The organism is Arthrobacter sp. 10N418, assembly GCF_056394725.1.
Window position 1 is genome coordinate 106719 of sequence record NZ_JBFTIK010000009.1, and the last position, 17226, is coordinate 123944.

The 17226-nt window shown below is 69.6% G+C and carries 13 protein-coding genes; 7 read left to right on the forward strand and 6 right to left on the reverse strand.

Annotated features, from left to right (window positions below):
* The first annotated feature begins 45 nt into the window (after positions 1-45).
* The 3 genes from AC1DCZ_RS09555 to AC1DCZ_RS09565 are packed head-to-tail and all read left to right on the forward strand — an operon-like array spanning position 46 to position 2947.
* Positions 46-1215 (forward strand): Re/Si-specific NAD(P)(+) transhydrogenase subunit alpha, encoded by a 1170-nt coding sequence (locus AC1DCZ_RS09555; RefSeq protein WP_476974367.1) that lies wholly within the window; start codon positions 46-48, stop codon positions 1213-1215.
* Entirely contained in the window at positions 1215-1577 is a 363-nt protein-coding gene (locus tag AC1DCZ_RS09560; RefSeq protein ID WP_476974368.1) for an NAD(P) transhydrogenase subunit alpha part 2, read from the forward strand. Before AC1DCZ_RS09555 ends, AC1DCZ_RS09560 begins: the two co-directional genes overlap by 1 nt.
* Positions 1574-2947 (forward strand): NAD(P)(+) transhydrogenase (Re/Si-specific) subunit beta, encoded by a 1374-nt coding sequence (locus AC1DCZ_RS09565; protein ID WP_476974369.1) that lies wholly within the window; start codon positions 1574-1576, stop codon positions 2945-2947. The genes AC1DCZ_RS09560 and AC1DCZ_RS09565 overlap by 4 nt, the downstream gene beginning before the upstream one ends.
* A gap of 51 nt (positions 2948-2998) precedes the next feature.
* On the opposite strand, the gene AC1DCZ_RS09570 is transcribed toward AC1DCZ_RS09565, so the two are convergent.
* Positions 2999-4186, reverse strand: coding sequence for an Rv2578c family radical SAM protein (locus AC1DCZ_RS09570; RefSeq protein ID WP_476974370.1), 1188 nt, complete (start codon positions 4184-4186; stop codon positions 2999-3001).
* A gap of 101 nt (positions 4187-4287) precedes the next feature.
* On the opposite strand from AC1DCZ_RS09570, the gene pcp reads away from it, so the two are divergent.
* The gene (gene pcp / locus AC1DCZ_RS09575; protein WP_476974371.1) at positions 4288-4929 is read left to right on the forward strand and encodes a pyroglutamyl-peptidase I; all 642 of its coding nucleotides are present in this window, start codon (positions 4288-4290) and stop codon (positions 4927-4929) included.
* A gap of 42 nt (positions 4930-4971) precedes the next feature.
* Here pcp and AC1DCZ_RS09580 read toward each other — a convergent pair whose 3' ends face one another.
* Together AC1DCZ_RS09580 and AC1DCZ_RS09585 are read right to left on the reverse strand one after the other, a co-directional pair.
* A complete protein-coding gene (locus AC1DCZ_RS09580; RefSeq protein ID WP_476974372.1) occupies positions 4972-5583 on the reverse strand; it encodes an SIMPL domain-containing protein in 612 nt (203 codons plus the stop codon).
* Between the two features lie 28 nt (positions 5584-5611).
* A complete protein-coding gene (locus AC1DCZ_RS09585) occupies positions 5612-6058 on the reverse strand; it encodes a hypothetical protein (protein WP_476974373.1) in 447 nt (148 codons plus the stop codon).
* 202 nt (positions 6059-6260) lie between these two features.
* On the opposite strand from AC1DCZ_RS09585, the gene pheS reads away from it, so the two are divergent.
* From pheS to AC1DCZ_RS09600, 3 genes are read left to right on the forward strand one after another with little or no spacing between them, the layout of a single operon-like run.
* A complete protein-coding gene (pheS, locus tag AC1DCZ_RS09590; RefSeq protein WP_476896892.1) occupies positions 6261-7322 on the forward strand; it encodes a phenylalanine--tRNA ligase subunit alpha in 1062 nt (353 codons plus the stop codon).
* Positions 7323-7324: 2 nt separating this feature from the next.
* Positions 7325-9868, forward strand: coding sequence for a phenylalanine--tRNA ligase subunit beta (pheT, locus tag AC1DCZ_RS09595; RefSeq protein ID WP_476974374.1), 2544 nt, complete (start codon positions 7325-7327; stop codon positions 9866-9868).
* Positions 9869-9885: 17 nt separating this feature from the next.
* Positions 9886-10596 carry a 4'-phosphopantetheinyl transferase family protein gene (locus AC1DCZ_RS09600; RefSeq protein ID WP_476974375.1) on the forward strand — a complete coding sequence of 237 codons (711 nt, stop codon included), beginning with the start codon at positions 9886-9888 and terminating at the stop codon, positions 10594-10596.
* Here AC1DCZ_RS09600 and AC1DCZ_RS09605 read toward each other — a convergent pair.
* From AC1DCZ_RS09605 to AC1DCZ_RS09615, 3 genes are all read right to left on the reverse strand, one after another.
* Positions 10593-11963: a M1 family metallopeptidase gene (locus AC1DCZ_RS09605; RefSeq protein WP_476974376.1), complete on the reverse strand. Its 1371-nt coding sequence runs from the start codon at positions 11961-11963 to the stop codon at positions 10593-10595. The genes AC1DCZ_RS09600 and AC1DCZ_RS09605 overlap by 4 nt on opposite strands.
* Before the next feature lie 32 nt (positions 11964-11995).
* Positions 11996-15967, reverse strand: coding sequence for a Pls/PosA family non-ribosomal peptide synthetase (locus tag AC1DCZ_RS09610; RefSeq protein WP_476974377.1), 3972 nt, complete (start codon positions 15965-15967; stop codon positions 11996-11998).
* Positions 15968-16125: 158 nt separating this feature from the next.
* Positions 16126-17091: a quinone oxidoreductase family protein gene (locus AC1DCZ_RS09615; protein WP_476974378.1), complete on the reverse strand. Its 966-nt coding sequence runs from the start codon at positions 17089-17091 to the stop codon at positions 16126-16128.
* Positions 17092-17226 lie beyond the last annotated feature (135 nt).

Below are 17226 nucleotides of genomic sequence, written 5' to 3' on the forward strand. Positions count from 1 at the left end.
GTGCGGGCATGTGTCTACTCTGAAGCCAACCGAGAGGAGCGGCCAGTGCAGGTGGGGGTCGGACGGGAGCAGCGGCCGGGGGAGCGCCGGGTCGCCGCCACGCCGGAGACGGTGCAGCAGCTCACCGCCCTCGGCCTGAACGTCATCGTGGAGAGCGGCGCCGGAACCGCCGCCGGGTTCGCGGACGCGGCGTTCAAGGAGGCCGGCGCCACGATGGCCACGGAGCTCCAGCCCGAATCATTGGACGTCTTGCTGCACGTCCGGCCGCTGGCGCCCTGGACGGCCGCCCGGCTTCGGCCCGGCGCCATCACCATCGGGTTCGCTTCCCCGGCTTCTGAGTTGCCGACCGTCCGGGCGCTTTCAGCAGCCGGTGTCACCGCCTTCGCCCTGGAACTCGTCCCCCGGATCTCCAGGGCACAGTCCATGGACGCCCTCAGTTCACAGTCCCTTGTCTCGGGCTACCGCGCGGTACTGGAGGCCGCCCTGCGCTACCCGCGGTTTTTTCCGCTCTACATGACCGCCGCCGGGACCATCCCGCCTGCGAAGGTCCTGGTTCTCGGGGCCGGGGTCGCCGGGCTGCAGGCCATCGGCACCGCCAAGCGCCTGGGGGCCAGGGTGTCGGCAAACGACATCCGGGCAGCCTCCGCCGATGAGGTCGCTTCCATGGGAGGCACCTTCATCAATCTGGACCTCAACACGGCGGAAGGAACCGGAGGCTACGCCCGTGAACTCGGTGAGGACCGGGCGAGGCGCCAGCGCGGCCTGCTGGCCCCCCATGTCGCAGCCACCGATGTCCTCATCACCACCGCGGCGATTCCGGGCCGGCCCGCCCCCTTGCTGGTGACGGCGGACATGGTTGCGGGCATGCGGGCCGGTTCAGTCGTAGTTGACCTCGCTGCCGAATCCGGCGGGAACGTCGAGGGGGTAGTCGCCGGCCAGGACATCCAGGTGCCGGTCGTCGGGGGATCCGTGACACTCGTTGGCCTGCAGGACGCGGCGTCCGCGATGCCCTCGGACGCATCACGCCTGTTCGCCCGGAACGTCAGCAACTTGCTCGCCCTCATGACCGTCGACGGTGCCGTCGCGCCGGACTTCCTCGACGACGTGGTCGCCGGAGCCTGCCTGACGTGCGGCGGTTCCGTTAGGCATGCCGCCACCGCCGCGGCATTGGAGGCCCTGACGGTGATGCCTGAAGAGATCGAAGGGCGGCCCTGATGGATCCGGTTACGTTGCTGACAGTAGTGGTGCTGGCCGTTTTCGTGGGCTTCGAGGTGGTCTCCAAAGTGACCAGCAAGCTGCACACACCCCTCATGTCCGGCGCCAACGCCATCCACGGCATTATCCTCGTCGGTGCGGTCATCGTGGCGGGGCAGGCCACCGACGTGTGGGCCTTGACGATCGCCCTCGTCGCGGTGATTCTCGCTACCGCAAACCTGGTCGGCGGTTTCGTGGTCACCGACCGCATGCTGGAGATGTTCAGCGGCCGGAAGCGCGTCCGCCCCCGCACCGGAGAAAGCGCTGCCGGGGCGGGCGTCCCCGGGAGTCCCGGTGAAGGAACGTCCGGGGAAAGCCGATGAGCATCCTTGCGCCCGGCTGGACGGGGCTGCTGTATCTCGTGGCGGCCGTCTGCTTCATCCTGGCGCTTAAGGGCCTCAGTTCACCCCGGACCGCCCGCCGCGGCAACGCCATTGGAGCAGCGGGCGCCGTTGTGGCGCTGGTGACCGTATTCCTGTCCGCAAGGCTGGAGAACATCCCGCTGATCCTGGCCGCGATCGCCGTGGGCGCCGCCGTCGCCGTCCCGGTGGCGCGGCGCGTGCACATGACCCAGATGCCGCAGCTGGTTGCCCTGTTCAACGGGGTCGGGGGCGGCGCTGCCGCACTGGTTGCCGTGCTGGAGCTCGGCCACAGCGGGGATTCGTGGGTCCGCCTGGCGGTGGTCTTCACGATGCTGGTGGGTGCGGTGTCGTTCGCCGGCTCCGCGGTGACGGTGGGGAAGCTGCAGGAGCTGATCAGCACCCGCCCGCTGTTGTTTCCCGGCATGCCCGTGGTGATGGGGCTCGTCATGCTGGGTGCGGTGACGTCCGGGGCCGTCATCAGCCTCACAGGTTCCGCCGGCTGGTCGTGGGCCCTGCTGGTCCTGGGCCTCGCGGCCGGGCTGCTGCTGGTGCTGCCCGTCGGCGGGGCCGACGTTCCGATCGTGATCTCCCTGCTCAACGCCTTCACCGGGCTCGCGGTGGCCGCCTCCGGCGTGGTGCTCGGCAACGTGCTCCTGCTCGTCGCCGGAACGCTGGTCGGGGCAAGCGGAACCATCCTGACCAAGGTCATGGCCTCGGCGATGGGGCGGGGAGTGGCGGGCATCATGTTCGGGGCGTTCCGCGGCGGCTCGACGGCGGGCTCGACCGCCCTGAGCGACCGGCCGGTGCGGTCGTCCTCGCCGGAGGATGTTGCCGTGCAGCTTGGCTACGCCCAGCGCGTGGTGATCGTCCCCGGCTACGGGCTGGCCGTTGCCCAGGGCCAGCACGCGGTGGCGGAGCTCGCCATCGCTCTCGCGGCACGCGGTGCGGAGGTGGTTTTTGCCATCCATCCAGTGGCCGGGCGCATGCCGGGGCACATGAACGTGCTCCTCGCGGAGGCCAATGTGCCGTACGAATTGCTGCGGGAGCTAGGCGAGGCCAACCCGGAGTTCCCGAACACCGACATCGTGCTGGTGGTCGGGGCCAATGACGTGGTCAACCCGGCAGCGAAGACATCGCCGGGCTCACCGATCTACGGGATGCCGATCCTGGACGTGGTGCAGGCCCAGCAGGTGGTGTTCCTCAAGCGCTCGATGCGCCCCGGGTTCGCCGGCATCGAGAACGAGCTCCTGCATGATCCGAAGACCACGCTCCTGTTCGGCGACGCGAAGGACTCGCTGTCCAAGGTGCTGGGCGCGGTCAAAGCGCTTTGACCGGCGGGCGATCGGTCTCAGCACGGCCCGCTCAGGCGGGGGCAACGAGGCTCAGAACAGCGTCGGCTGCGCGGCAGCGGCGGCCTGGTTGCCGTGGTGCGTTCCAGCAGCCGTTTCCGGGATGCTGCCGGCCGGGTACTGGGCTTCTTCCTCGCGGGGATCATCGTTGAGGTCGCGGTGGCTGAAGCCCTGTGAGCCGGAGAAGCCGTGCAGGGCTTTGAAGTGGCGGATGCGTCCGGAGAGCCAAGCCCGGTATTCCTTGGACGCGTAGGAGCCGCTGCCGTAGAGGCGCCGGTATTTGCCGGCCAGTTGCGGATGCTCCCTTGCAATCCACTGCATGAACCATTCCCGGGTGCCGGGCTTCAGGTAGAGCGCGCCGGCCGTGACTCCCGTGGCGCCGGCTGCGGCAAGGGAGCTGAACAGCGAGTCCAAGGCTTCGTCGCTGTCGGAGAGCCAGGGAAGGATGGGCATGGCCATGACCCCGCAGGGCAATCCCGCATCCCGCAACCGGGTGACGAGTTTCAGCCGGGCCCGCGGGCCGGGGGTGCCGGGCTCCACAGCCTCCGAGAGCTGCTCGTTGGTCATGGCCAGCGAGATTCCGACGCCGACCGGGACCTGCGCCGCGGCATGCTTCAGGAGCGGGATGTCACGGGCCAGGAGGGTGCCCTTTGTCAGGATCGACAGGGGGGAACCGGAATCGGCGAGGGCGCCGATGATGCCGGGCATCAACTTGTACCGTCCCTCGGCCCGCTGATAGGGATCCGTATTGGTGCCCAGGGCGACGTGTTCACGCCGCCAGGAGGGTTTTGCCAGTTCCCGGCGAAGGACCTCCGCAGCGTTGATCTTGACCACCACCTGGCTGTCGAAATCCAGCCCGGCGTCAAAGTCCAGATACGTGTGGCTCTTGCGGGCAAAGCAGTACACGCAGGCGTGGCTGCAGCCGCGGTAGGGGTTGATGGTCCACTCAAACGGCATGCGTGAACCGGCGACCACCTTGTTGAGCACCGATTTGGCGGTGACCTCATGGAAGGTGATCCCGGCAAACTCAGGGGTGGTGACAGAACGCACCAGCCCGGCCAGGGGCAGGAGGGCATCGGCGGCCGGGGCCGACGGGGATCCGTTGCCGCCGGTGCTGCCTCCGGGAACTCCCTCTCCGGGACCCGTGGGCCCCGGACCGGCTCCAGCGCGTTCAGCGGCTCTTTCCTGTGGGGCTTTGAGTGCCTGGGCGTCCCATCTCATAGCTCCATTCGAATGTATGTTCGATTCAAAGTCAAGGACCGGTCCGGCAAGCCGCGACGGCCGGGGGAGTCCTCCGGGCCGGCGTTGCTAGGCTGGGGCCCATGATTCTCCTTACCGGCTTCGAGCCCTTCGACGGCGAAACAACCAACCCTTCCTGGTCCGCGGCCCGCGCCGCGGCGCAGCTGCTGGAAGCCGAGGGTCTCGCGGTGCAGGCGGTGCAGCTTCCCTGTGTCTTCGGGGAGTCCATCACAGCGTTGGAGGAGGCGCTGGAGCGTCACAGCCCGGAGCTCGTGGTCTGCGCAGGCCAGGCCGGCGGCAGGCCCCGCATCTCGCTGGAGCGAGTGGCCATCAACTGTGACGATGCCCGGATTCCGGACAATGCAGGCAACCGTCCCATCGACGAGGCCGTGGTTCCCGACGGACCGGCCGCCTACTTCACGTCACTTCCCGTGAAAGCAGCCCTCGCGGCGCTGAACGCTGCGCAGATCCCGGCCGAGGTCTCCCAGACGGCGGGAACCTACGTCTGCAACCACGTCTTCTACGGGCTCATGCACGCCCTGCGGCTGCATCCCGGCACCCGCGGCGGCTTTGTCCACGTCCCGTACGAGACGGCCCAGCTCCCGAAGGGGAGCAGCGACCCTTCACTGCCGGCGGAGCACATGGCGCAAGCGCTCGCCGTCGTCGTCCGCACGGCTCTGGCCACGACGGCGGACCTCAAGCTCTCCGCCGGCGCGACGCACTAGGGCCCACCCACTAGGCGCCACCCGCTAGGAAGCGGGCAGTCTCTAGTCGACGAGTTCCCAGACAACACTGACCGCCGCCGCGACGCTGGACTCGCCGGCTTCGACCGTGAGTGACTCCGCAGCCACGGCGCGCTGCATTGTCCCGACCGGGATCGGCGGCTGGAACCCGGACTGCTGGGCGATGGACACTGCGTTGCCCAGCCCGGCACCGGCCAGGGCGGCGTAGTGCTGCGCCGTAGCCACGGCGTCGTTCCAGGCCGCCTCGCGGGCGCGTGCCATGACGGCCGAGGGATCGGCGAAGCCCAGCTGCAACCCGTTGAGCCGGACGTCGTCGCCGCCGGCAGCGACCGCGGCAGCGATGATGGCGGAGGAGCCCGTGAGCTCCCGGATCCGGACGCTGAGCGTACTGGACGCCAGGTAGCCGGAGACAGTTTGCCCATGCCCGTCCTGCCAGGTGACTTCGGCCCGGACGTTGAGCCCGGAGGCCGTGATGTCCGGGCTCCCCACGCCGTGTGCCCGGAGCGCCGCAGTGACGGTGCCGGCGGCGCGGCCGGCGTCGCCGTAAGCCGCGTCGACATTGCCCCGGCGGCACTCGACGCCGATGGAAATGGTCAGCAGGTCCGGCGCGGCTTCGGCGCTGCCGGACCCGGTCACCGAGATCGTTCTTGGGCTGTCCGTCACCTCACGCCTCGTCCCGTTCGCGGGCCGCGGGGCCCCTGGTGGTCACCTGCGGGTCCGGGTAGCCGCCGCCCTGCAGCCCGGCGTGCCGCTCAAAGAAATTGCCCGACCCCGGATTGCCCGTCCGCCACTGGGACCAGGCCGCCGTCAGGAAGTACAGCGGCAGGAAGGGCACTCCGAGGCACCACGCATACTGCGTGCTGTGGCGCTCCTCGTGGCCCAGCAGGACGGGATTGGCCAGGGCCTCCCGGAAGCCGGCCCGGAACAGCACCACGTTGCCCACGGTGAAGGCCCCGGCAAAGGGGAGGCGCCACCGGTAACGGCTGGCGATCAGCAGGCCGCGCGGGCCGGAGCGGACGGGCGTGCGCGCACAGGCTGCCAGCAGCAGGCCCAGGAGGGTCGAACCATTGAGCACATTGATGATCTGCCGCAGCCGTTGTCCGGACGTCATGAGGCCATGCTAGCGGTGGGCCGAGAACGTTAGTGGGGGACGGACGTCACGTTCGGGCAGCGGGGTGCCTTCTACTAGACTGGAAGCGAGCGTCCGCCGGAGGGAATTCGGCGGGCCCTGCCCTATGTCGACGGCCCGCGACCCTGCCCCGCGCAGCGGTCCGTGCCGCTGGCATGACCCGACTCGTAGCTAAGAACAGTAGATGACTGAAACTTTGCCGGGCGCTGCCGTCCCGAATCCTCTGGATGAAGCCGCCATCACCGCCGCCGTAGACCAGGCCGTCGCCGCCATAGCCGCCGCCGCCACGCTCGAGGAACTCAAAGCCGTCCGCCTCGCGCACACCGGCGAGAAGTCCGCGCTGAGCCTCGCCAACCGTGAGATCGGCGGCCTGCCGAAGGACCAGAAGGCTGCGGCCGGAAAGCTCATGGGCGCCTCCCGCGGGCGCGTCAACAAGGCGCTCGCGGACCGCACGGCCGAGCTCGAAGCCGAGAATGACGCCCGGATCCTCGTCGAAGAGACGGTGGACGTCACGGCGGCCCCGCGCCGGCGCCGGGCCGGCGCACGCCACCCGCTGTCCACCCTGCAGGAGCGTGTGGCGGACATCTTTGTCGGCATGGGCTGGGAAATCGCCGAAGGGCCCGAGGTGGAGTCCGAATGGTTCAACTTCGATGCCCTGAACTTCAAGCCGGACCACCCGGCCCGTGACATGCAGGACACCTTCTTCGTGGAACCTCCCGAGGCCCACCTGCTGATGCGCACGCACACGTCCCCGGTCCAGGTCCGCTCCATGCTGGAACGGGAACTGCCCATCTACGTGCTGTGCCCGGGCAAGGTCTTCCGCACCGATGAGCTGGACGCAACCCACACGCCGGTGTTCCATCAGTTCGAGGGCCTGGCCATCGACAAGAAGCTCAGCATGGCGGACCTCCGCGGCACCCTGGAGCACTTCGCGCGCCAGATGTTCGGCGACGACGCCCAGATCCGGCTGCGCCCAAACTACTTCCCGTTCACCGAGCCCTCGGCGGAGCTGGACATCTGGCACCCGGGCGCCAAGGGCGGCCCGAGCTGGATCGAGTGGGGCGGCTGCGGCATGGTCAACCCCAACGTCCTCCGCGCCGCCGGCATCGATCCGGACATCTATTCAGGTTTTGCCTTCGGCATGGGCATCGAGCGCACCCTCATGTTCCGCAACGAGGTTGGCGACATGCGCGACATGATCGAAGGCGATGTACGTTTCAGCGAGCACTTCGGGATGGAGATCTAACAGTGCGTATCCCACTTTCCTGGCTGCGTGAATTCGCGCAGGTACCGGCCGCAGCAACGGCCGAAGACGTCATGGCAGAGCTCGTCAAGGTAGGCCTCGAAGAAGAAGGGGTCCACCGCCCCACGGACACCATCCGCGGCCCGATCGTGGTGGGCCAGGTCCTGAGCATCGTCAAGGAACCCCAGACCAACGGCAAGACCATCAACTGGTGCCAGGTCCGGGTGGTCCCCGAGGGCCAGCCGCAGACCCTTGCCGGCGAGGGCATCGACCCCTCCGGTGTGCAGGGGATCATCTGCGGCGCCCACAACTTCGTTGAAGGCGACAAGGTGGTGGTCACCCTTCCCGGTGCCGTGCTGCCCGGCGACTTCCGCATCTCCGCCCGCAAGACGTACGGCCACCTCTCCGCCGGCATGATCGCCTCCGTCCGTGAACTGGGCATCGGCGAGGACCATGACGGCATCCTGGTGCTGTCGCGGATCGGGCTTGATCCGGAGCTCGGCACCGACGCGATGGAGCTGCTCGGCCTCTACGACCAGGCCGCGGAAATCAACGTCACCCCGGACCGCAGCTACTGCTTCTCCATCCGCGGCGTGGCCCGCGAATACGCGCACGCCACCGGCACCGTTTTCACCGACCCGGCGTCCAGGGTCCAGGCCCCCGCGGCCCTCTCCGGCGGCCACGGCGTCAAGATCAACGACGACGCCCCCATCTACGGCAAGCCCGGCTGCGACCGCTTCGTGGCCCGCACCGTGCGCGGCGTGGACGCCACCCGGCCCACCCCGCCGTGGATGTCCTCCCGCCTCCGGCTCGCCGGCATCCGCTCCATCTCCTTGCCGGTCGACATCTCCAACTACGTCATGCTTGAGCTCGGCCAGCCGAACCACTGCTACGACCTCGACAAACTCTCCGGCGACATCGTTGTGCGGCGTGCCACCGCGGGGGAGAAGATCACCACCCTCGACGACAAGGAGCGCACGCTCGACGTCGAGGACCTCCTGATCACGGATGCCTCCGGACCCATCGGCATCGCCGGTGTTATGGGCGGGTCCCACACGGAAGTATCGGACTCCACCGCCAACGTCCTCGTGGAGGCCGCGCACTTTGACGAAGTCTCGATCGCCCGCTCCCGCCGCCGCCACAAGCTGCCGTCCGAGGCGTCCAAGCGCTTCGAGCGCGGAGTGGACTGGCAGGTCGCCAACGTTGCTGCCCAGCGCGTGGTGGACCTCCTGGTCAAGCTCGCCGGGGGCACGGCAGACCAGGCCGGGACCGACGTCGGGACCGCCCCGGATGCCGTCACCATCGAACTTCCGGCAGGCTACGCCGCGGACCGGATCGGAATCGACTTCAGCGAGGAGCAGATCCTGACCTCGCTGGAGGACCTCGGCGCTATTGTCGGGAAGAACGACGCCGGCTACACAGTGACCGCACCGAGCTGGCGCAATGACCTGGAAACCAAGGAAGACCTCTCCGAGGAAATCGCCCGCCTGGTCGGCTACGACAAGATCCCGGCGACCCTGCCGGTGGCGCCTCCGGGCCGCGGCCTGACCCGCGTCCAGCAGCAGCGCCGCCGCCTGATCCAGGCGCTGGCGGACGCCGGCCTCACCGAGGTCCTGGCCTACCCGTTCGTCTCCAAAGCTGCCAATGACACCTTTGGCGTGGCCACGGAGGGCACCGGGCGCCAAGCCCTCAAGCTCGCCAACCCGATCAGCGAGGAGCATGGCTTCCTGCGGACGTCCATCCTGCCGGGCCTGATCGAGGTGGCCAAGCGCAACCACGCCCGTGGCTTCCGCGACCTCGCCTTGTTCGAGGCGGGACTCGTGTTCCTGCCGGGCGGGAACCTGGGGACGGCCACGATCCCGCCGCTGGGCGTCAAGCCCTCCGAGGAGGTGCTGGATGCCCTGTACGACGGCGTCCCGGACCAGCCGCTGCACCTCGCCGCCGTCCTGACCGGCCATGATTCACCCGCCGCGCCCGCGCATGCGCCCCGACCCTGGGACTGGGCGGATGCGCTGGACATCGCCCGGCTCGCCGGTGAGGTCCTCGGCGTCGACATCCTGGTCAGCCAGGGGCAGCACCAGGCGTTCCACCCGGGACGGGCCGCGCTCCTGACGCTCCGCACCGGCGACGTGGTGGGCTACGCCGGCGAGCTGCACCCGAAGCTGCTGGCGGCGCACGACATGCCGGCACGCTCGGTGGCGCTGGAGATCAATGCCGATGCCCTGTTCGAAGCCGCAGCCGACGTAATCGTGGCCAAGCACATCTCGACCTACCCGGTGGCGACCCAGGACGTGGCCCTCGTGGTGCCGCAGGACATCCCGGCGGACGATGTACTCTCGGCCTTGCGCGAAGGCGCCGGCGAACTTCTTGAGGACGTGGCGCTCTTCGACGTGTACGCGGGCAAGGGGATCGAGGAGGGCAAGAAGTCGCTGGCGTTCAGCCTGCGGTTCCGCGCCCCGGACCGCACCCTGACCGCCGATGAGGCCTCCGCGGCCCGCGAAAGTGCCGTGGCCGTTGCGGCCGAACGCTTCGGAGCCGTACAGCGCTAAGCAAGGAAGGGGCGGGCATGGCATCACGACTCATCGTGCGTGCCTGCCCGCCCCTCCGCATACCTGGGCAGACCTTGGCGGCGGCGGCCGCCGGGCTGCAACGCGATGCCGGCGCCCTCCTGGAGGCCGCCGAGCACGCGCGGGCCCGCGCCATGGCGCCCGGCGCCCGCGACGAATTCCTGTCGGCGCGGCTCGCGCAGCGTCGCTTCGCCGCCGAACTGCTCGGAGTGCCGGCGTCGGGCCTCACCGCCCGATACAGCTGTCCACGCTGCGGGAGCGGCGGAGACGTCTCGCACGGCAGGCCCGGCTACTCCTACGGGGGAGCGCCCGTACCGCTGCTCCTGAGCCTCGCCAGGGCGTCCGGCTGGACGCTGCTGGCGGCAGTGACCGATCCAGGGCCCGGCCTGGGACTGGGGACCGACGTCGAGGATCCGGCGCGGATGGACTTTGACGGCTTCGACGCCGTGGCGCTGGCGCCGGCGGAACGGCTGGCGCTCCACCGGCTCCCCGCCACGGGACTGCTCCGCGGACGCGCGCGGCTCTGGGCCCGGAAGGAAGCCTGGCTCAAGATGACCGGTGAGGGCCTGCGGAGAGCCCCGGACACGGTCGACGTGCTGCACCGGGCCGGGGTCCGGGACCTGGCTCCTGCCGAGACCGGCCTGCCGGCGGACCTCGTGGCCGCCGTCGCGCTGTCCGTCATTCCCGGGCCCCAGGACTTGCGGGCCTAGGAGGGCGGCAGCGGCGGGAGCGCTTCTTCGTAGAGCCAGGGATGCAGCAGGGCCTCGGAATCGATGCCCGTGGCGCGGTCCGCGGCGAGGATGAATGCCGGCGTTGATACGGAGCCGTGCCGGAAGCCGTGCGCCCAGTCATGCAGCAGCGCGAAGAACGCCAGGTCGCCGCAGCGCAGGCGCAATGCGTGCAGGGCGAGGGCTCCGCGCTTATACACGCGGTCATCAAACATCAGCTCCGGCCCGGGATCGCCTATGAGCAGGTCCTGGCTGCCGGCGTCGAGCTTCCGCCATGCGGCTGCAGCGCGGGACGCGACGGACATGACGCCGGCCTCCTCGGACCAGAGCCACTCCGCGTAGCAGGCGAAGCCCTCGTGCAGCCAGATATCTTTCCACGATGCCGCTGTCAGCGAATTCCCGAACCACTGGTGCGCGAGCTCGTGGGCCATCATCCGCTGCGACTCCCACTCCAGGCCCAGATGGTTGGGACCCAGGATCGACAGGGTCTGCGCCTCGAGCGGGATCTCCAGGACATCCTCGCTGACCACCACGGTGTACTCGGGGAACGGGTAGGGGCCGAAGCAGTTCGTGAATGTCCGCATCATGTCGGGCTGGCGCGCCAGCCCGGTCCTTGCTGTGTCGGCCAGCGACTCCGGGACGGCAGCGTACTGCGGCACCTGCCCGGACGGCCGCTCGGGGTTCAGCGTCAGGAGCCCGTACCGCCCGATCTGGACCGTGGCGAGGTACGTGGACATCGGTTCGGCCTGCTCATAGACCCAGGTTTCGCGGCTGGACCTGCTGGTCCGGGAGAGCAAGACGCCGTTGCACACGGGCCGGTAGTTGACGTCCGTCGTCACGCTGATCCGGTAGCTCGCCTTATCCCCCGGGTGGTCGTTGCACGGGAACCAGGACGCCGCGCCGTTGGGCTGGCCCGCGACGAGGACGCCGTCGGAGAGCTCCTCCCAGCCCACGTCGCCCCACAGGCCGCGGCGCGGGGCGGGGTAACCCTCGTAGCGGATGTCGAGGGTGAAGTCCTCGTCCGGCAGCAGCGGCACATCCAGGGCCACGATGAGCTGCTCGGCACGCTGGCTGAACTTGCGCACCTTCCGCCCGCCCAGCTGGACCTTGGTCACGCGCAGCCCCGTCAAATCCAGGACAACGGCCGACGTCGGAAGCTGCGCCACCGCCTGCAGCACGGCCCGGGCGCTGAGCCGGTTGCTGCTGACCCTGTAGTCGAGCTCGAGTTCATAGCGCCGGACGCGGTACGCGCTGGTGCCGTGGCCGGGCATGTAGGGATCCGGCGCGTTGGCTTCCTGGCCGGGCGGCGCGACGACGAGGCCGCTGCCTGCTGGTTCGCTGGGACTCATGGGACGGACCTTCAGTGGTTGCTGGACTGGAGTTAGTTGCTGGGCTGGCGTTGCCGGGGCTTGGGGGCGGGAACTGCCGGGCCCACCCACGGGCTGACCGGGTTGCCCATCCAGTACGTCGCCGCGGGGACCGTTTCGCCCCGCATGACCAGGGAGGCCGGACCGACGGTGCCGCCGCTGCCGATCCTGGCCTGCGGGAGGATGACCCCGTGCGGACCCATGGTTGCTCCGTCCTCGAGCGTAACAGTGTCGATGCTCATGACACGGTCGTGGAAGAGATGGGTCTGGACAACGCAGCCCCGGTTGACCGTTGAGTTCTTGCCGAGGGTGACCAGGTCCGCTTCGGGAAGCCAGTAGCTTTCGCACCACGTGCCCGCCCCGATCCTGGCCCCGAGCGCCCGGAGCCACCAGACCAGCGCCGGAGTTCCCGTCGCGGCGCGCGCGAACCACGGGGCGCTGACCATCTCGATAAACGTATCCACCACCTCGTTCCGCCAGATGAAGGAACTCCAAAGCGGGTGCTGGCCCGGCCGGATACGTCCGACGAGAACCCACTTGGCCACCACGGCACTCCCCGCGGCCGTCGCACCGGCGAAGAGGACCACGATGCCGCCCAGAAGGGCGGCAACGCCGTAGTTGAAAGTACCTGCCAGCCAGTCGAAGGTCAGCAGGACCCCGGCGGCGATAGCCACCGTCAGGACCACCGGGACAAACCGGCACAGCTCCCACACCGTGCGCGCGACCTTCAGCTTCAGCGGCGGCTGGTAGGTCCGCATGTCATCGGAGGCGATGGCGGTGCGCCGGAGCCGCACCGGGGGGCTGCCCAGCCACGAGGTGCCGGACTTCGCCTTGGCGGGTGTCGCCGAGAGCACGGCCACGAGGGAATTCTTGGGCACGTTGCGGCCGGCCGCCGTCATTCCGGAGTTGCCCAGGAAGGAGCGCTTCCCGATCTTGGCCGGGGCAATCCTCAGCCAGCCGCCGTCGAGTTCGTAGGACGCCACCAAGGTGTCGTCCGCCAGGAAGGCGCTTTCGCCCACCGTGGTCATCTTCGGGATCAAAAGGACCGTGGACGCCTCGACGTTCCTGCCGACCCGCGCGCCGAGCAGCCGCAGCCAGACCGGCGTGAAGAGACTGGCATAGACCGGAAACAGGAGGTCGCGGGCAAGGTCGAGGACCCGCTCTGTGGCCCAGACCTGCCAGCCGATCCGGCTGCGCACCCGGTAGTAGCCTTCGGCGAGTCCGACTCCGAGGAGCCTCGTCGTGAGCAGGATCAGCAGCAGGTTGGCCAGGAACCAGGCCAGCGCCGCCGGCGGAAGGGACACCAGCAGCTGCGGCAGCGCCGAGGACAGGGACGGCCGGCCCCGGACGAAAAGGAAGACCACCAGTGCGGCTGCGGCGGCGGACACATAGGGGATCAGTGCCAGAACGGCCGAGGCAGCGGCGAAGCCGGCAAACCAGAGTCGGCCGGTCAGGTGGCGCTCCGCCGGGACGGCGGGCCAGGTATGCCGGGCCTTGCCGCGGCGCTCGGCGGGTGAACCGGCGACCAGCTGCCCGGCCTTGACCTTGCCCAGCACGGCAGAACCGGGCTCAACCTGGGCTCCGGCACCGATAACCACGCCGGGCATGAGCGTGCTGCGCGCCCCGATAGTAGCGCCGGCACCGATCCGGATGGCCCCGATGTGGACGCAGTCGCCGTCGATCCACCAGCCGGACAGGTCGACTTCAGGTTCGATGTTGGCGCCGTTTCCGAGGGAGAGCAGGCCCGTGACGGGCGGGACCGAATGCAGCTGGACGTCCTCGCCGATTTTCGCGCCGAGTGCCCTGGCGTAGTACGGGACCCAGGGGGCGCTGGCGAGGCTGATGGCCCCGGCAAGATCCTGGATTTGCTCGGCGAGCCAGAGGCGCAGGTGCACCCGGCCCGAGCGGGGGTACGTTCCGGGGCCCACGTTCCTCAGCAGGAGCCGGGCGGCGGCCACGGAGACCAGCATCCGCCCCGCGGGGCTTACGAACACGAGCCAGGACGCCCCCACCCACCACCAGGACACGGTCGGCGCGTCGCTGAACCCGGCGAGGGCGGAGAGCAGGTTGTTGGCGGCCATGAGGTAGGTCAGCCAGCGCATGCCCACCAGGATATGCAGCGGAATGCCCATGAGGGTCTGGAAGACCTGGGACTTCCGGGCCGTCGGCCGGACAGTGCGTTCCGGTGCCGGGCCGGCGCCGCCCTCGGGCAGCGACTGGCGGGCCGCGTCCACGAGGGCCCCGATCCTCGGGGTCGCGTAGACATCAGCCACGGTGATGGTGGGGTAGCGCACCCGGAGGGCGGAGACCAGCTGCGCCGCGGCCAGGGAGCCGCCTCCGTAGGCGAAGAAGTCGGCGTCGAGCGTGCTGACGGCACTGCCGAGCACGGAGCTCCACTGTTCCACGATCCAGCGGGCGTCGTCCGGGAGGTTCAGCGGAGCGCCCTCGGCATCGGCCGCGCCGGCGCCGGCAAGGGGCCAGGGCAGGGCGCGGCGGTCCACCTTGCCGCTGGTTTTGGTGGGCAGCGATTCCACCAGCGTGAGGAGGGGGATGAGCGGGGCCGGAAGGCTCGTGCCCAGCCGCTCCCGGGCTTCCGCCAGGTCGATCTCCCGGCCGGCAGCAGGAGCCAGGTAGCCGACCAGGATCTGGTTGCCGGCGGCCGTCGTCTGAACGGCCGCCGCCGCACCGGCAACGTCCGGCAGCGACTGCAGGGCGGCGTCGATCTCGCCGAGCTCGATCCGGCGGCCGCCGAGCTTGACCTGCTCATCTGCCCGCCCCTGGAAGATCAGGCCGCCGGCTTCGTAGCGGACCAGGTCACCGGAACGGTAGGCACGCGCCCAGCCGAGGGAGGGCATCGGGGCGTATTTTTCGGCGTCCTTCGCCGGGTCCAGGTAGCGGGCCAGCCCGACGCCGCCGATGATCAGCTCGCCGACCTCGCCTTCGGCGACGGGCCGGGAGAAGGCATCGACGACGGCGAGGTCCCAGCCGTCCAGCGGCAGGCCGATCCGGATGGGACCGGGAGAACCCAGCGGCGCAGCGCACGCTACGACGGTGGCCTCGGTGGGGCCGTACGTGTTCCACACTTCACGGCCGTCGACGGCGAGCCGCTCCGCGAGTTCAGGCGGACACGCCTCGCCCCCGAAGATCAGCAGGCGGACGCTTTCCAGGGATTCGACGGGCCAGAGTGCCGCGAGCGTGGGAACCGTGGACACGACCGTGATGCCGTGGCTGATCAGCCACGGGCCCAGGTCCATGCCGGTCCGCACCAGCGCGCGCGGAGCGGGGACGAGGCAGGCGCCGTGGCGCCACGCGAGCCACATTTCCTCGCACGAGGCGTCGAAGGCCACGGACAGCCCCGCCAGGACGCGGTCCTGGGGTCCGATCGGTTCGCCCTGGAGGAAGAGCCGGGCCTCGGCGTCGACGAACGCGGCTGCGGAGCGGTGCTGCACCGCCACTCCCTTGGGTGTCCCGGTGGAGCCGGAGGTGAAGATCACCCACGCGTCGTCGTCGACGGCGGGCGGCCTGGCGGCAGGGAAGGGCCGGGGCCGCGTGCGGTCGGTGACGATCCGGCCGCCGCCGCGCACAATGCCGGAGACCCTGGCTTCGGCGAACACCAGCTTGGCCCGTTCGTCGGGATCGTCCGCGTCCACCGGAACGTATGCGGCGCCCACCAGCAGTACCGCAAGGATCGTGACGTACAGCTCGTTGGTGCCGGAGGGGATCCGGACCCCGATCTTGTCGCCCGCTCCGAGCCCGGCCAGGTGCAGCTTCCTGGCCGCGGCCCGGACCTCGGCCAGGAGCTGGGCGTAACTGAGCGAATCGTGACCGTCGTCGAGGGCGGAGGCATCCGGGAAGCGGGCTGCGGTGTCCTGGATGATCTCGACCAGTGTCCGTTCCGGCGGGGCCGCGAGGGCGCCCGGCAGCTGCGCCCGGTACACCGGCCCGTTGTTGGGGGCATCACTCGTAGGGGCTTGCTGCTCAGTCACAGGGGCATTCTCCCTGCATCAGATGAACGGAAGGTGTCCGGGTTGGCAGGCTGTTTGCATGCTGTTCCCTTGCTGTTCCCTTGCGGGGCGGCCGGCGGCACTGCGCACTGTCGAAAGCGGCCCGGCCCCCCGGCCCAGGGGCCAACGTGGGTGCCGGCTCAGGGGACCAGGATGACCTTGCCGGTGGTGCGGCGCTGTTCAAGGTCGTCATGGGCCTGCGCTGCTTCGGCGAGGGAGTAGCGGGCCCCGATCCGTACCTTCAGGCTGCCATTCGCTGCGGCGGCGAAGACTTCGTCCGAGCGCCAGCGGCGCTCCTGTGCGTTCCGCAGGTAGTGCCCCATGGTCGGCCTGGTCAGGTACAGGGAGCCGCCGGCGTTGAGCCGCTGCGGGTCGAACGGCGGTACCGGACCGGAGGCGCCGCCGAAGAGCACGAGCATGCCCCTGATGCGCAACGCGGCGAGGGAACCGTCGAAGGTGTCCTTCCCGACGCCGTCGTACACGACGTCCGCTCCAGTCCCGCCGGTGAGGTCGCGGACCTTGTCTGCGAAGCCGTCATAGCGGAGCACGTGGTCGGCACCGGCTTCGCGGGCCAGCTGTTCCTTCGCGTCCGTGGAGACGGTGGTGATGACGTGCGCCCCCTTGGCCTTGAGCAGCTGGATCATCAGGAGCCCGACGCCGCCGGCGCCGGCGTGGACCAGGACGGTGTGGTCCGGTTCGACCTTGAAAGTGGAGTTGATCAGGTAGTGCGAGGTGACGCCCTGCAGCGGCAGTGCCGCGGCGGTGAAATCGTCCAGGCCGTCAGGGACCGGGAGGGCCTTGTCCTCGTCGACGAGGGCGTAGCCGGCGTAGCAGTTGACGCCTTCCGCAGTGGCCACACGGTCGCCGGGGGAGAACCCGGTGACGCCGTCGCCCAGTTCCTCCACGGTGCCGGAGGCCTCGGAGCCGGGGGTGAAAGGGTACTGGACCTTGTAGACGCCGCTGCGCTTGTACGTGTCGATGAAGTTCACGCCCGCGGCCGCAACCTTGATCAGCAGCTGTCCCGGGCCCGGCACGGGGCGCTCCGTCTGTGCGAGTTCCAGAACCTCGGGTCCGCCCGCTTGCCGGGCGAGGATTGCGTGCATCATGTGTCTCCTTTGTCCGGCCGGGGATTTCCTGGCCCGAATCCTGGCTCCATCCTAGGGACACCTGCGCCAACGGCGAAGTGACCGCCGGAATCCGGCGGTCACTTCGTGGTCATGCGCTTCGTTGCGGCCCGGAGG